Below are 15,495 nucleotides of genomic sequence, written 5' to 3'. Positions count from 1 at the left end.
GCAAACAAAATACAAGCAGCAGGATCGGGCAGCATTCCTCCGCTGTTCCGGTACAGCGGTCCTGTAGCCGGGGTTTAAAGGTCAAATTTGTAACCCACACCTTTTACGGTGGTGATACAGTCTACCCCCAGTTTCTGACGAACTTTACGGATATGTACATCAATGGTGCGGTCGCCCACAATCACATCATTACCCCATATCTGCGAGAGGATCTCGTTCCGCAGAAACACACGACCGGGGCGGGATGCCAGCAGGTAAATCAGCTCAAATTCTTTTTTGGCAAGGGTTACTTCCTGCCCATCAATGGTCACCAGAAATTTAACCGGGTCGATGGTGATATTACCTATCACAATACTTTTTCCGGATCCGCTGTCGTCTTTATTCAGTCTTCTGAACAGGGCATTTACGCGGCTTACCAGTACTTTCGGACTGATGGGCTTGTTCACATAATCATCTGCACCCGTTTCCAGGCCTTTGATCTGTGAAGCTTCATCGCTCATGGCGGTCAGGAAAATGATCAGGGTATCCTGGAACATGGGTTGCGAACGGAGGATCTGGCATACTTCCACGCCTGTTTTCTTAGGCATCATCACGTCCAGTATAATCAGGTCGGGGTGCAACTGTTTGGCCCGCTCAATGGCTTCATTGCCATCTTTGGCAGTGTAAACCTCATAGCCCTCTTTGCCAAGATTGTAGCTCACTATCTCTAAAATATCCGGCTCATCGTCTGCTATCAGGATCTGTTTGGGCTTTACTTCCATGTCTTAACCTAATGTTTACACAAAATTAATTTTTAAGAACCGCAATTAAGGGTTTTGGCCTTATTATGTTATTGTTAACTGCAAATGGCCCGAAATATGGGTCTTCATATAAATGAACCTATTTTTGGGCCAGTTTATGAACCGGAAGAAACTTTACCTTACAATATCGGTCTTATTAATGAGCCTTTCTGTTTTTTCGCAGGAGGCATTGACCATCCCTGAAATACCCGCTTCGCGCGAGTTTCACCACGAAACCATCCTGATCTCGCTGAATGCGATCACCCATTTAAAAAGCAAGACCGACAGCCTGATACCGTTTACGGGTAATGCTTCACTCGACCGCTCCATCGATCAGTCCATTCGGATTCGGGTCAATAACCTGCGGGCTGTTGTAGAACTGAACAAAAACCTCAGCGATAATGACAAATTCAAATGGCTGCGGGGTATCAATGAAATGCTGAGGGGTTTTCTGTCTTCTTATCGATCCCGTTCCATGAGTGTGGGTATGCTGCCCGCATTGGTAAAAGCCTATGAAGATGCCATGCAGGCAGAATTAGCAGGTAATTCTATGCTGCCCGTAATCATTGCGAATACATTGGAAGTGAGTTCCATTCTCACAGATAATTTTGCCCTGAAATCGAATCCGGGTATACCTGCTGCGGCCGATTACCTGGTACTCAAAACCTGCCAGCGCAATCCATTGGATGTACTCAAGATCCTGACACGTTACCCGAATAACCGTTTTGCAGACAGCCTCATCATACAGGCTGCCTACCGCAACCAGGAAGAACTGTACAGTTATGCCGCCGTACCCAATGCATTAGGCAGAAAGATCCAGTCGGTAAATCATCCGCTGGTAAAAATGATCGGACGCCTGGCTTTGACCAAAACCGGGCGCATGTATTTCCCTTTTCTCGATAATCTCTACCGTAATAAGATCTCTATCGATTCCATCACGCCACTGGTTACCAATGATTCCTCTATAGGGTATTACCAGTTGCTCGTGAAAACGCGGATTGATTATGCCACCCGTATGCAGCGGGGCGATACACCCATGGCCGCCATGGTATTAACCAATAAACTGCGTAGCAAAGCCGTTGAATTATTCATCAATGAGATCAATGCCCTGCACGATGTGGCCAACGAGAATATCCGGTTTAAAGCACTGGATAAACTGGGTCCGGAAGAACTGTATTACCTCGCGGTGATGGGAGAGGAAGAGATCTATACTTCCAGTTTTGTGGTGGGGGTGTACCCACGTATTTTCCAGCGCATGCAGGTGCCAAGGGCAGATAGCCTGATACGGCTGATCCATGGCGATTATTATAAAAAATTCATCAAGATCTGCGCAGCCTATAATACGCTCGATAATTTTCTGGGCCGGATGGAGAAGAGTACCGCAGAAAATGTGATGCGCCGTTTTGTGAACGGACTGGACGCTTCGCCCACACTCGAAGATGCGGTGGATGTGGCCGATTCTTATGCCAGTATTTATAACAAGGAGTTGCGTAACCTGATACTGGCGCAGGTACAGGTGAACCTCGCCAATAGTACCCGCAACCATAATAAAAGAGGAGCCGTGATCTATGATCTCCTCAATACCATCTTTTTGTCGCTCGATCCTTCCAACAAAGTAGATATCGCTTCCCGTTTGGGCATTGATCCGGTGTATATCATGCCCCGTAAATCGCTGCAGGATAGTACGGGCCGGATTATCATCCAGCAATTCTCTTATGGCGATAAAGATGCAGCCACTTATTTCGGTGCATTCATGAGCCGGTTCAGCAACAGTAACTGGCGCATCACCCGCAAACCGCAATGGGTGGAGATCCATTCGGCCAAAGGCAGTCCCATCACCATTTATGCCAACCTGCCATTAGATGAGAAACAGGAGCTGGACCTGCAGGCGCAGGACAGCCTGATCAGTTACCTGGAAGAAAAACACCTGCCGCCGGCGATCGTTATTCACCGCGGACATAGTTATTACCTGCCCGAAACCATCAAACGCCTGCCTGCCAGTGCCAAAGTGGTGTTGCTGGGTAGTTGCGGCGGGTACCAGAAACTGAACGATATTCTGCAGATCTGTCCCAAAGCACATATCATTTCCTCCAAACAGGTGGCTGCCGGTGTGTTAAACCAGAGCCTGATAGATGCGATCACAGATAAACTGCGGGCCGGTAAAGACCTGAACTGGGAAGAACTCTGGAAAACCGTACAGGGCAGGGTAGGGGCGGGTTACCGCGATAAGTTCGACGACTATATCCCTCCCCATAAAAACCTGGGGGCCATTTTTATCATGGCCTATGATAAAGCAGAGAAACAGTAAAGAGGCGTTTATAAGAATGGGTTATTCCGTTTCTCGTGCCCGATAGTAGTAGGCTCGCCATGCCCGGAATACACCACTACCTCATCCGGTAGCACAAACAGTTTTTCCCGGATGCTTTTCAGCAATGTTTCGTGGTTACCACCGGGCAGGTCGGTGCGGCCAATGCTTTCCCGGAACAGCACATCGCCGCCTACCAGGAACAACTGTTCTTCACAATAAAAACAGATACTGGCCGGCGAATGGCCCGGAGCCAGTATAACCCGTAAAGCATCGTTACCAATAGAAATCGTATCTCCTTCTTCGAGAAAATGGAGTGGGCCAGTGTAATTCTGAAAGGGCAAACCCCATTTTTCGCCTGATAATGGAGCCAGCTGCAACATCTGCTGCTCGCCCTTGTGCAGGTATAGTTCCAGGTTCCATGTTTCTGAAACCCATTTGTTTCCGAAAACATGATCCAGGTGGCAGTGGGTGTTCAGCAACCTTACCGGTTCCAGTTGCGTATCGGTAATATAGTTTTTTAACGTTTCCTGTTCAGCGGAGAAGTAACATCCGGGGTCAATTATAATAGCTTTGTTCTGTTCATTGTACAGTACGTAGGTATTTTCCTGAACGGGACTAAATGTAAAAACCCTGACCTTGATCATAAACGTATTTTTACCTGCTTTTAATGGTAAATGACTAATTTTAAAACACTAAAGTTCGGATATGCAATTGAATCGAATCGCTCAATTACTGGTTTTTGCCGGTTTTCTTTTACCAGCCCTCTCTTCGGCGCAGGTTAACTCTGTGGAATTTGGCAAGAACAGGGTTCAGCATAAAAAATTCATCTGGAAATTTTACCAGTCGCCCAATTTCAACACCTATACCAATCAGGGCGGCGTAGAACTGGGCAAATTTGTGGCGCAGGTGGCGGAGGAAGAATTACGTTCCATTGAGAATTTCATTGAATATTCTTTGCAGCGCAGGGCCAATATCGTGATCTATAACAGCTATAACGATTATAAAAGCAGCAATATCGGCTTGGGCAGCGACTGGCAGAATGCGGGTGGCGTAACCAAGCTGGTGAATAATAAAATTGTGGTGTATTTTGATGGTAACCATGATCACCTCAAACGCCAGATCCGGGAAGGTATTGCAAGGGTATTGACGGATAACCTGCTGTTTGGAGACGATATCGGCGAGTTTGCGAGTAACCAGGCTTTACTGGACCTTCCCAAATGGCTGGTAGATGGCTATGTTTCTTATGCCGGCGAAGCCTGGAGCACTGAAAAAGATGATGAACTGAAAAGTGCCATACTCGGTGGCCGCTATAATTCTTTTTACCAGTTCGCTTTTGAGAAACCTGTATTGGCAGGACATGCTTTCTGGTACTATATCGGCGAAAAATACCGCAAAGAAAATATCACGTATTTATTATACCTCGCACGTATTTACAAAAACCTGAACAATGCCTGTTTACGGGTATGTAAAAAGAAATTCAAGGAAGTACTGGCCGATTTCATGCAGTACCAGCAGGAAGTATATTCCAAAGATATCCGCCAGCGCCGCAACCAGCCCAAGGGGCAGTTGAATGTATCGGAAGATATTTCCAAGAACGATTATTTCCGTTTCCAGGCCAATCCCAATCCCAAAAGCAGCACGTATGGTGTGGTGGAATTCAAAAAAGGCCAGTACAGCGTTAAGCTGATGGAGAATTTTTATGATGCACGCACTCTACTGAAAATCGGCGTTCGTACCAACCAGGGCGATATCAACCCTAATTATCCCATCCTTGCCTGGGATGGCAAAGGCACCCGTTTACTGGTGGCTTACTGGGAAAATGGTAAGATCAAAATGTTTGTGTACGATGTGATTGCCAAATACAAACGCTACAAACAGGAGATAGAAGGGGTAGACCAGTTATTGGATGCCTCTTTTATGCTGGATGCGAATACACTGGTGATGAGTGCCGTGAAGAATGGTCACTCGGATATTTATACCTACAAGATCGAACAGAACAAACTGACCCAGATCACCAACGATATTTATGATGACCTGGATCCTACTTTTGTTTCCTTCCCTAACCGTTCGGGTATTATTTATTCCTCTAACCGTCCCGATCCGCTGGCACCAAACCAGGATACCGTATTGCCGAGTAAGTATAGATTCAATATTTACATGGTAGATATCCTCAACGATAGTAAACAGAAACAACTGGCCAAACTCACCGATCTGAAAATGGGTAATGCCCGTTTCCCGATGCAGTACAATACCAATCACTTCACGTTTGTATCAGACGAGAACGGGATCGGTAACCGTTGGGCAGGTTTCTTTTCTACACAACGCAATGGACTGGATACGTTATACTATATAGGAGATGAGTTGCTGCGCAATCCATCACCCAAAGAATTTGATTCTACCCTGGTGGCCTGGCAAAAACAGGAGCCTGACAGTGTGAGTTATTTCCAGGTGTACAAAGATTCTACCTACACGTTCCCCATCACCAACTACCAGAGCACGTTGCTCGAAACAAGGATTGCCGGTAATAACGGTACGGTGAGCGAAGTGAGAAGGGAGGGGGATTTTAAATTCCTCTATAAACTGAAAGTAGACGAACAGGCATTGGCTAAGCGGAATGTAAATGCAAGACCTACCGAATATATCCGCAAGCTGACTGCTGAGAAAAAAGCATTGGACGGCAGGGCCATTATTTATAACAAGAAGGCTGCTGTAGATACTACTAAAAAAGCGAAAGACTTTTTCCAGAACGAGTTTGCAGATGAGAAACCAGACAGCAGTAGTGCCGCTATACAAAACCAGTTGCTGACCGGCCAGCCCAAAACTTCTGTGTTAAGCAGTTCAAGGTTGTTCGACTATCGCCTGAAGTTCAGTTCGGATTATGCATTGGTTGGGTTTACCAATAATATACTCATCAACCGCTACCAGCCTTATGGCGGTGGTTCGGGTCCGATACAGTTGAATAACGGAAATGATTTCAATTTCACTTTCCGCGTAGGAACCAGCGACCTGATGGAAGACCAGAAATTTGTAGGCGGTATCCGTTTTGGTACCAACCTCAGCGATAAAGATGTATTCTTTACTTACCAGAACCTGCGTAAGCGTTTCGATTGGGGACTCACTTACTATCGCAGTAACGTAAGCAATTTCTATAATTCCAGTTTCAATACAATGTTATACACGAACCTGTACCAGGTGAATGTAACCTATCCGTTTAACGAGGTGAAGAGTTTACGTGCTACCGTGGGACTGCGTACGGATAGAGGGGTACTTCGTTCATACGATAATAACTCAGGCCTGCCCGATCCGAATGCATTGAAGTATAATGATACATTATCCAAATACATTGTATCACGATTTGAGTATGTGCATGATAATACAGTTAGTCCTACGCAGAATATCTGGAACGGGCTCCGTTACAAGATCTATCTCGATGTAAATATGCCTACTTTAAATACGGCACTTGGCAATGGCAAAGCCACTATGAACCTGGGTTTTGATGGAAGGTATTATCACAAAATCTACCGCAACTTTATCTGGGCAGGCCGTGCCGCGGGTGATTTTTCGTGGGGTGGACAAAAGATCCTCTATTACCTTGGCGGGGTAGATGGCTGGATCAGTCCTAAGTTCAACAATAACCAACCGGCAGCTGACCAGACATATGCGTTCCAGTCGCTGACACTGAATATGCGTGGTTATAACCAGAATATTGCCAACGGAAATAACGCGGTGGTGATTAACAGTGAGTTCCGTTTCCCGGTATTCTCTACACTGATCAACCGACCTATCAACAATGCCTTCCTGCGTAATTTCCAACTGGTGCAGTTTCTCGATCTGGGTACTGCCTGGAATGGTAAATACAATGGCATCAAACGCCCGGGCGAAGTAATTACCGCACCCAATACACCGGTACTGGTTCGGATTGATGCAGGAGGCTTGGGACCTTTTGCCGGCGGTTACGGATTTGGTGTACGCAGCACTTTGCTGGGATACTTTATGAAACTGGATGCAGGCTGGCCCATGAAGGGGATTTTTCTGGGTAAACCGGTTTGGTATTTCTCTTTAGGATTCGATTTCTAAATACTTTTTAATTAATACAGAAAGCGTGCATGAAATTCATGTGCGCTTTTTTATTTGTTGAAGGGCATTAGAAGATCCTGTGCCAGAAAATAATTACCCCAATACTTACTGAAATCAATACCGCCATCAGTACTGCAGCGGCTGCCACGTCTTTGATGGTTTTGATCCTGGGATCGATCTCAGGTTGTGCTACATCGCAAATCATTTCCATTGCATGGTTGCACATTTCCAGGGAAAACACGAGAGCGATACAAAGCAGGATGGCGATCCATTCTGTTGCAGATATAGCGTAATACCAACCGGCAACTATCACCAGCAGGCTGATGCAAAGATGGATTTTCCCGTTCCGGTCGTTGCGGATAAAATGGAACAGGCCACTGAACGCATAGTAGAAAGAGGCAAGCAGGTTAGCTGTTTTCATATACGATCTTTTGATGAGGTATCAGTGATCTATGGTATTACAGCCGTTCCGGTTAATGCGCCATATCCGAACCGCCGTTCACCGGCTCATCGCTCAAATGCGGTTCGCGTAACTGTACCGGGGCAACATAAGCTTTGCGCATCCGCATATTCAGCAGTTCTACCAAAAAAGAAAAAGCCATGGCGAAGTACACATAGTTTTTCAGGTGCAGATCATGCGCGCCTTCACTGTTCCAGCCTTCTACCAGCAATACAAAACCAATCATTACGAGGAAAGAGAGTGCCAGCATTTTTAAAGTAGGATGCTTGTGAATAAAAGCAGAGATCTTCGGACTGAACAGGAACATCACCATCATGGCAACCACTACTGCGCTGATCATTACTACCAGGCTTTTGGCGGTACCACCGGCGGTAATGATACTATCGAAACTGAATACCATATCAATCAAAATGATCTGGGCAATAGCGTTACCAAAACCCAACGGTTTGGTAGTAACACCGGCAGCTACATCGGCTTCTCCTTCCAGTTTGTGGTGAATTTCTTTTACTGTTTTATAGATCAGGAACAGACCTCCCGCCAGCATTACCAGACTGGCCAGGTCAAAATCTTTCCCAAACACACTGAACACCGGTTTGCCTTTTTGAGAAAGTAACCAGCTTAATCCGAATAATAAAATGGTGCGGGTAATCATACCGGTAACCATCCAGATCAGCCGGGCTTTGGGTTGCAAAGCCTTGGTCATGCGGTTCATGATAATGCTTACAAAAATTACATTATCAATACCGAGAACGATCTCCAGTATCACCAGAACAATAAAACTGATCAGATTCTCCGAGGTAAACAGTGCTTCCATACAGGGTTAGAATAAGTTAGGATTGATGGGCAAGATACTGACAAATATTTTTAACGATCGACGGACCCTCGTACACAAACCCGGTCCATACCTGCACCAGCGAAGCACCTGCATCCAGTTTCTCCTTGGCATCTGCCCCGGTAAAAATACCGCCGCTGGCAATAATGGGAATTTTTTGCCCGGTTTGCTGCGAGAGGTATTGCACCACTTCGGTAGCCCGTGCTTTTACGGGTAAACCGCTGAGGCCGCCGGGGCCGATAGTTTGGAGTTTGGGGTTTGGGGTTTGGAGTTGGGAGCGGCTGATGGTGGTGTTGGTGGCTACCAGTCCGCTTAGTTCTACCTCAAAAGAAAGGGACACAATATCATCCAGTTGTTCACGGGTAAGATCGGGGGCTATTTTCAGTAACAGCGGTTTGGGCTGGGCCTTGGCCTGGTTCTGGTTTTGCAGTTGCGAAAGGATCTTCTTCAGCGAATCCTTCTCCTGCAGTTCCCGCAAGCCGGGTGTATTGGGCGAGCTAACGTTCACCACAAAATAATCCACCTGCTCAAACAGTCCGTCAAAACAAATGCTGTAATCTTTCCAGGCATCTTCATTGGGGGTAAGCTTGTTCTTGCCAATATTGCCGCCAACAATTAGTTTGGAGTTTGGGGTTTGATGTTGGGAGTTGTTCCATTTATGTAGCCTTTGCTGAATGGTAGCGAGGCCCTCGTTGTTAAAACCCATGCGGTTAATCAGTGCCTTGTCTGCAGGTAAACGGAACAGGCGGGGTTTGTCGTTGCCGGGCTGCGCTTTGGGGGTAACGGTTCCGATCTCTACAAAACCAAAACCCAATGCTTCCAGCTCGCGCAGGTACAGGGCATTTTTATCAAAGCCGGCACCCAGGCCAACCGGGTTCTGGAAAGGCAAACCGAATACCTGTTTCTGCAATCCATCTCCTTTAAAAGAGAAACAGTTCTGCAGCAGGGATCTGACGGGTTCCAGTGAACAACCCGCTTTCAGCAGGTTCATGGAGAAATAATGTACTTCTTCGGGAGGGAAACAGAAGAGTAATTGCCGGATGAGGGGGTAGATCATGAGGCAAAGATAAGTGACGGAGAGGGTTCGTGGGGCGTGAGTGGTGAGTTGTCAATAGTCAATAGTGAATAGTCAATGGTCAATAGGGAGCGAGTGGGTGCTTTACCGCAACTATTCACCATTCACTATTGACCATTCACGCCCATCGGGCAGTGTTTTGCTAAATTTGGTTGCATAAACAACCTTTTATTTGTTTTTTCCCTACATTTGGTTTGTAAAAACTTTCTATATGCAGGAAGCATACATTGTTGCCGGTTACCGTACGGCGGTGGCCAAGAGTAAAAGGGGTGGGTTCCGTTTCTTTCGGCCGGATGATCTGGCGGTGGAAGTGATCAGGGGCCTGATGGCTTCGGTTCCCCAGCTGGATGCCAAACGCGTAGATGATGTGATCGTAGGCAACGCTGTTCCGGAAGCGGAACAGGGTTTGCAGTTCGGCCGCATTATTTCGGCCCGTGCATTAGGACTGGATGCGGCTGGTATCACCATCAACCGTTACTGCGCCAGCGGATTGGAAAGTATTGCCATGGCTACGGCCAAGATCCGCACCGGTATGGCAGAATGTATCATTGCCGGCGGTACCGAAAGTATGAGCCTGGTACCTACTACCGGCTGGAAAACCGTGCCCTCTTATGCCATTGCCAAAGATGAACCGGATTATTACCTCAGCATGGGTTTAACTGCCGAAGCAGTGGCCAATGAATACAAGGTTAATCGCGAAGACCAGGACCTGTTTGCTTTTCAATCGCACCAGAAAGCGAAAGCAGCTATCGAAAATGGCTATTTCAAAAGCGGCATCCTGCCCATTACTGTAGAAGAAACTTATGTGAACGAGAAAGGCAAAAAAGCAACCCGTTCCTATATCGTAGATACCGATGAAGGCGTTCGTGCCGATACAACGGTAGAAGCATTGGCCAAACTGAAACCTGCTTTCAGCATGGGTGGCAGTGTTACGGCGGGTAACTCTTCCCAAACCAGCGATGGTGCTGCTTTTGCGCTGGTAATGAGTGAGCGTATGGTGGTTGAGCTGGGATTAAAACCGATTGGCCGTTTGGTAAACTGCGCTTCGGCCGGTGTACATCCGCGCATCATGGGTATTGGTCCGGTAGCCGCTATTCCGAAAGTATTGAAACAGGCCAATATGAGCCTGAATGATATTGACCTGATAGAACTGAACGAAGCATTCGCCTCCCAATCGCTGGCGGTGATCCGCGAACTGGGGCTGAACCCCGAGATCGTGAATATCAATGGCGGCGCTATTGCGCTGGGGCATCCGCTGGGTTGTACCGGTTGCAAACTCACCGTTCAGCTGCTGAATGATATGAAAAGACTGAATAAGAAATATGGAATGGTTTCTGCCTGTGTAGGTGGCGGACAGGGCATTGCCGGTATCATAGAGAATCTATAACCGTCACGTAGTCAACAACATGAGAAAGGGGCCCTGCGGATAGCGGGGCTTTTTTGTGAACACACAGGAACAAGGAACAGATGAACATGGGAACAGATGAACAGATGAGCAAGGAACAGATGAACAGATGAACAAGGAACAGATGAACACAGAACAAAAAAACGTCGAAACCAACCCCCAACCCCAAACTCCAAACTCCAAACCAAAAGAAAATATCACCACAAATCATGATGAATATCATTTCCTGAAGCGGAACTGTGGTGTAACTTTAAGTCATAAATAACAGCCATGAAAAACATTTTGGTTCCAACAGATTTCTCTGCCACTGCCCAAAATGCCGCGCGTTACGCATTGCAGCTGGCCGGTCAACTGGGAGCTCCCAAGGTAATTCTGTATAACGCATACCAGGCACCGCTCATGATCGATCCTATGGTTCCGGCGGTGCAGTTGCTGGATGAAGAACAGCTTCGTAACAGCAGCCAGGAGAGCCTGGATAAATTTAAACTATTGCTGCAGCCTTTTTGTCCTGCAGGTTGCGAGTTGGGCACTTTCTGCGAATATGCTTTGCTGAACAATGGCCTCGATCCTGCCTGTGTTAGCAACGATGCCGGTTTGATTGTGATGGGTATTACCGGTGGCGGTGTGCTGGAAGAAAAACTGATTGGCAGTAATACCGTTTCAGTGGCCAAGCATTCGCATACACCGGTGATTATTGTGCCGCATAATACCCGTTTTGCGCCGATCAAAAATGTGATGCTGCTGAGTGATTTTGATAAGGCGGATAAAACCATTCCGATTAAACCGGTGAAGAGGATCATTGAAGAAACCAAGGCAAAACTGCTGGTGTTTAACATGGAAGAACCTCCCACTGAAGACGCATTTATGTATCCCTCCAAAATGATGGGTGAAAGTTATGCAGTTCATACACTGCTACAGGACCTGCACCCGGATTATCATTTCTCGCCGAACAAGAACTATGTAGAAGCCGTGAACAATTTCGCCCTGGAATACCAGGTCGACCTGATCATTACGATCCCGAAAAAGCACAGTTTCTTTGAAAGCCTGTTCAGCACGAGTCATACCACACAACTGGCCTTTCATACCCATGTACCGTTAATGGTGATACATGGATAATAGTTGGTTATTAAGCAATCAAAGGTCCAACGGAAAGCCTGAATAATTTGTTCAGGCTTTCTTATTTGCAGGAGGGTGGAGATGAGATAGGGTTGTATGTTGATTTTATCTTTTCTACCAACAGTGGCTCTTCGCATAGAAGGAAATGCTGCTTTGTGTGTGAAGATTCCTAAACCGGATGTAACTCTTTGATTACTATGATGTTTAAAGAACTAAGTATTCTATTGTTATGAATTAGCAGTAATGCTAAGGGACCTTTACGCCAGATCTGTTGCGCCTTTTCGTTTTTATTTTCAAACCACTATAAAATAAGTTTCTATACGTGCAACGAATGCGATGAGGGAAGGGTCATTTTCATAAAACTTAATCATGAAAGCATTCTATCTGTTTTTGTTTTTATTAGGCACCGTCTTATTCATTTCATGTAATAGAGACGTTCAATTGCCTGCACAGACCAATGGAAAAATATTACAAGGCGTATGGGAATTACGTGCTGTGATGGGTGGCATGGTGGCATATGATCCCAATAATTATAAGCCGGAAAACGGTAGTTTATGGGTATTTAAAGAAGCAATTTTTGAAAAGATTTATAAGGATTCGGTGTACAGGAATGGAACCTATGCTATTAGTCGGGGTACTGGCACTAATCTGAATACCGGTCAAAAAACAGACCAATTTATTTTTAATAATGTGCCAGCTGAATCGTTTGAATTAAGGAATGATACGTTAAGACTTTACTATGGTGCCATAGCTTCTGATGGCTATATTGAAATGTTTGTGAAGATCACTGATTAATACAACAACAGATTTTGACATTGGTTTTTCTGAAAAAAATGCTTTTCTTCCCTGAAAAGTCTACCAGCAGGGGACTCATCGATTAGTATTACAAATCCCGATTGAATAAAACCTATTTTGTATCTTTCTTCTTCGAAGAGTCTCCCAGCGGGACTCTTCGTTTAGCATTACGAATCAAAATGGAATAAACCACATTATATTTCCTCTCTTCAAAGAGGGCAAAGTGTAATTAAGCTTTTTACATGTATTAAGTATTAAGCGGCTGAAGCCAGGCTGGAGGGAAATATATTCTACAACTGTTTAAAACGCTGACTGAATTGCGCTGACAAGCGAAGCCTCTCACTTGTCAAACCTTATTATGACTGATTTCCAAATCATAACGATTGGCCAGACGAGCCCGATGCCTTAATTGCAGCACGGTAATTCCATACCATATTACCCGAAAATGACTTGAAGCGGGTACCTGATAGGTAGATTTCTTCCTGCCCGGAATTTTTCAATGCCGTTCAGCAGCAACCTCATTAAAAATTTGTATCATAAGTAGCGGCCGGAACAGATTTTTTTATTGAACCCGAACTTTGATCAGCTATCCTGAAATCCTTTGCCAGTCTATATTGTAACCGATGAAGCTGATTTTTTTCCGAACCGGTCAGGAATATTTTGTAAAACTGTCAGGAAAAAAATAGAAAGAAAATTTCTACATTTATTCCAGTAATCCTTGCTATGCCATATAAACGTATGCACTTACCTGAATTGCAGCATGCGATCGCCACCAATGACGACCAGGCAGCTTATGCAGAGTTGTTTGCACGTTTCAGTCCGGCTTTACAGCGCTTCACTTTAGCCATCGTTCACAGGAATGAGGAGGCAGAAGAGATTGTATCGGATGTGTTTATCCGTATATGGGAAAAGCGGAAAACACTGGATCACATACAGAATCTGAGAATGTATCTCTATGTATCTGCCCGGAATTTTGCTGTCAATAAACTCAGAAGTAAAAATCACCGTCTTTCCCTTCAGGTTGAAGAGCTTTCGGTAGATCTTCCCTGTTTTTCAGACGACCCGCATGAGCAGGCCGTGATGGCAGAGATCCGGAGAGAACTGTATCGGGCGGTTAACGATCTCCCCGGTCGTTGCAAAATGATCTTTAAGCTGGTAAAAGAGGACGGCCTGCAGCAGAAAGAAGTGGCCGAACTACTCCAATTAAGCCCCAAAACAGTTGAAAATCAATTAGCTATTGCTTTACGGAAGCTGGCTGAAACCATCCGGTTGGTAACAGGAAGAAAATTTCTGAAAAAAGATTGAGTTGCTTTGGGGGATTGGCCCTGAAATCTTGTCCTTGTGTCTGAACCGATTGTTATGCCAGACAGGATATGGTATTTATTAAGCGTTAAGTTGTCCGGAGAAGCCACGCAGGCTGAGCTGGATGAATTTCATATATTACTGGAAGAGCAACCCGAATGGGAAGAAGCTGTTCAGCAGATTACCCGTTATTGGCTCCAACCAAAAGTTCCCTCAACTTTTACTTCCACATCCAGCTGGTTAAAACACATTGAAAGGCTGAAAGCATCCGGAATTGAATGGAATGAACCGGGTTTCTCCGAAGTGGAGATTGTTCCGGAATCCGAGCCTGTTACAGGTGCCCTGCGTATACGCAGGTTTACCCGGTGGTGGATGGCCGCAGCCGCTGTACTCGTGATCAGTTTGGGTGTGGGATGGTTGGCGCTATATCAATCAGCCTGGAATGGTTCTTCAGAACAGATGTTGTTGGCCGGCAAGAACCGGAACGAAGTGGTTACCCGGCCAGCATCCCGCTCGCAACTTACCTTACCTGATGGCAGTAAAGTATGGCTGAATGCCAGCAGCAAACTTTCTTACAGTAATGGATTTGGAGAGGATAACCGCAATGTATGGCTGGATGGAGAAGGTTTTTTTGAAGTTTATAAGAATAAATCGCTTCCCTTTATTATTCATACTTCACGTATGAATATCCGGGTAACGGGAACTGTTTTTAATGTACGTGCTTATCCGCAGGAAGCCACTTCAGAAACGGCCCTCATTGAAGGAGCCGTAGAAGTAGCGTTACCGGGTGAAAAGGAATGGAAGTACCACCTGCGCCCCCGCCAGAAACTGGTGGTAGACGATAATGGCATCATTGCCGATAATGTTTCGGTATCAAAAGGAAAATCATTTATACCCGCCAAAACCGTTCCGGTATATACCGCCAGTCTGCAGAGTCTTGCCAGGCCATTGGCCGATAACCAGATTATAGAAACAGCCTGGGTATACAGCCTCTTGTCTTTCTCAGATGAATCTTTCCGGCAGGTAGCCAATAAAATGGAAAAATGGTATGGTGTTACTATCCGTTTTATGCAATCGGATATGGAGAACTGGCGTTTCACCGGAAGTTTTAAAAATGAGAATCTTACGGAAGCACTTACTGCATTGCGTGTGTCAACCGAATTCCGCTTTGTGGTACAGGGAAATACAGTATTTATTTCTAAACCCGATACCAAATAACCAACTGCACATGAGAAAGAATCAACGCGAAGACTCCGGATAAAAAGTTAGGGGGGTGGCTCTCACACCTGACCCCCCTGTAAGATGGAAAAATCTCAGATAGTAAAGCCGTAATCAGCGATTCCGCT

Annotated in this window: 12 protein-coding genes; 7 read left to right on the top strand and 5 right to left on the bottom strand. The window is 45.8% G+C overall.

The window, feature by feature from the left end; translation table 11 throughout:
* Window positions 1-74 precede the first annotated feature (74 nt).
* Window positions 75-761 (bottom strand): response regulator, encoded by a 687-nt coding sequence (locus AC1RNB_RS03560; protein ID WP_493080769.1) that lies wholly within the window; start codon window positions 759-761, stop codon window positions 75-77.
* A 178-nt stretch (window positions 762-939) separates the two neighbouring features.
* Here AC1RNB_RS03560 and AC1RNB_RS03555 point away from each other — a divergent pair, with 178 nt between their 5' ends.
* On the top strand, window positions 940-3,087 hold the full coding sequence (locus AC1RNB_RS03555) for a hypothetical protein (RefSeq protein ID WP_493080768.1): 2,148 nt from the start codon (window positions 940-942) through the stop codon (window positions 3,085-3,087).
* An 8-nt stretch (window positions 3,088-3,095) separates the two neighbouring features.
* Here AC1RNB_RS03555 and AC1RNB_RS03550 read toward each other — a convergent pair whose 3' ends face one another.
* Window positions 3,096-3,731, bottom strand: a complete 636-nt coding sequence (locus tag AC1RNB_RS03550; protein ID WP_493080766.1) for an MBL fold metallo-hydrolase — start codon at window positions 3,729-3,731, stop codon at window positions 3,096-3,098.
* A gap of 61 nt (window positions 3,732-3,792) precedes the next feature.
* On the opposite strand from AC1RNB_RS03550, the gene AC1RNB_RS03545 reads away from it, so the two are divergent.
* Complete coding sequence (locus AC1RNB_RS03545) at window positions 3,793-7,164, top strand: hypothetical protein (RefSeq protein ID WP_493080764.1); 3,372 nt, start codon at window positions 3,793-3,795, stop codon at window positions 7,162-7,164.
* A gap of 67 nt (window positions 7,165-7,231) precedes the next feature.
* Here the strand turns inward: AC1RNB_RS03545 and AC1RNB_RS03540 are convergent, their stop codons facing one another.
* The 3 genes from AC1RNB_RS03540 to AC1RNB_RS03530 are packed head-to-tail and all read right to left on the bottom strand — an operon-like array spanning window position 7,232 to window position 9,513.
* Window positions 7,232-7,585 carry a diacylglycerol kinase family protein gene (locus tag AC1RNB_RS03540; RefSeq protein ID WP_493080762.1) on the bottom strand — a complete coding sequence of 118 codons (354 nt, stop codon included), beginning with the start codon at window positions 7,583-7,585 and terminating at the stop codon, window positions 7,232-7,234.
* Window positions 7,586-7,637: 52 nt separating this feature from the next.
* Window positions 7,638-8,438, bottom strand: a complete 801-nt coding sequence (locus tag AC1RNB_RS03535) for a TerC family protein (RefSeq protein WP_493080760.1) — start codon at window positions 8,436-8,438, stop codon at window positions 7,638-7,640.
* A 16-nt stretch (window positions 8,439-8,454) separates the two neighbouring features.
* Window positions 8,455-9,513: a quinone-dependent dihydroorotate dehydrogenase gene (locus tag AC1RNB_RS03530; protein WP_493080758.1), complete on the bottom strand. Its 1,059-nt coding sequence runs from the start codon at window positions 9,511-9,513 to the stop codon at window positions 8,455-8,457.
* Window positions 9,514-9,742: 229 nt separating this feature from the next.
* Between AC1RNB_RS03530 and AC1RNB_RS03525 the strand changes: the two genes are divergently transcribed.
* From AC1RNB_RS03525 to AC1RNB_RS03505, 5 genes are all read left to right on the top strand, one after another.
* On the top strand, window positions 9,743-10,918 hold the full coding sequence (locus AC1RNB_RS03525) for an acetyl-CoA C-acyltransferase (RefSeq protein WP_493080756.1): 1,176 nt from the start codon (window positions 9,743-9,745) through the stop codon (window positions 10,916-10,918).
* A gap of 288 nt (window positions 10,919-11,206) precedes the next feature.
* Window positions 11,207-12,052: a universal stress protein gene (locus AC1RNB_RS03520; RefSeq protein WP_493080754.1), complete on the top strand. Its 846-nt coding sequence runs from the start codon at window positions 11,207-11,209 to the stop codon at window positions 12,050-12,052.
* 369 nt (window positions 12,053-12,421) lie between these two features.
* The gene (locus AC1RNB_RS03515) at window positions 12,422-12,847 is read left to right on the top strand and encodes a hypothetical protein (protein WP_493080753.1); all 426 of its coding nucleotides are present in this window, start codon (window positions 12,422-12,424) and stop codon (window positions 12,845-12,847) included.
* Between the two features lie 723 nt (window positions 12,848-13,570).
* On the top strand, window positions 13,571-14,152 hold the full coding sequence (locus tag AC1RNB_RS03510; protein WP_493080751.1) for an RNA polymerase sigma factor: 582 nt from the start codon (window positions 13,571-13,573) through the stop codon (window positions 14,150-14,152).
* A 54-nt stretch (window positions 14,153-14,206) separates the two neighbouring features.
* On the top strand, window positions 14,207-15,367 hold the full coding sequence (locus tag AC1RNB_RS03505) for a FecR family protein (protein WP_493080749.1): 1,161 nt from the start codon (window positions 14,207-14,209) through the stop codon (window positions 15,365-15,367).
* Window positions 15,368-15,495 lie beyond the last annotated feature (128 nt).

Source organism: Sediminibacterium sp. GW821-FHT12F12 (genome assembly GCF_058806635.1).
This window is presented reverse-complemented; position numbering and strand designations above follow the sequence as displayed.

Excerpts from the sequence above, each read along its gene's own strand:
- AC1RNB_RS03560 (WP_493080769.1), bottom strand. The coding sequence starts at position 761 with ATGGAAGTAAAGCCCAAACAGATCCTGATAGCAGACGATGAGCCGGAT.
- AC1RNB_RS03555 (WP_493080768.1), top strand. The coding sequence starts at position 940 with ATGAGCCTTTCTGTTTTTTCGCAGGAGGCATTGACCATCCCTGAAATA.
- AC1RNB_RS03550 (WP_493080766.1), bottom strand. The coding sequence starts at position 3,731 with ATGATCAAGGTCAGGGTTTTTACATTTAGTCCCGTTCAGGAAAATACC.
- AC1RNB_RS03545 (WP_493080764.1), top strand. The coding sequence starts at position 3,793 with ATGCAATTGAATCGAATCGCTCAATTACTGGTTTTTGCCGGTTTTCTT.
- AC1RNB_RS03540 (WP_493080762.1), bottom strand. The coding sequence starts at position 7,585 with ATGAAAACAGCTAACCTGCTTGCCTCTTTCTACTATGCGTTCAGTGGC.
- AC1RNB_RS03535 (WP_493080760.1), bottom strand. The coding sequence starts at position 8,438 with ATGGAAGCACTGTTTACCTCGGAGAATCTGATCAGTTTTATTGTTCTG.
- AC1RNB_RS03530 (WP_493080758.1), bottom strand. The coding sequence starts at position 9,513 with ATGATCTACCCCCTCATCCGGCAATTACTCTTCTGTTTCCCTCCCGAA.
- AC1RNB_RS03525 (WP_493080756.1), top strand. The coding sequence starts at position 9,743 with ATGCAGGAAGCATACATTGTTGCCGGTTACCGTACGGCGGTGGCCAAG.
- AC1RNB_RS03520 (WP_493080754.1), top strand. The coding sequence starts at position 11,207 with ATGAAAAACATTTTGGTTCCAACAGATTTCTCTGCCACTGCCCAAAAT.
- AC1RNB_RS03515 (WP_493080753.1), top strand. The coding sequence starts at position 12,422 with ATGAAAGCATTCTATCTGTTTTTGTTTTTATTAGGCACCGTCTTATTC.
- AC1RNB_RS03510 (WP_493080751.1), top strand. The coding sequence starts at position 13,571 with ATGCCATATAAACGTATGCACTTACCTGAATTGCAGCATGCGATCGCC.
- AC1RNB_RS03505 (WP_493080749.1), top strand. The coding sequence starts at position 14,207 with ATGCCAGACAGGATATGGTATTTATTAAGCGTTAAGTTGTCCGGAGAA.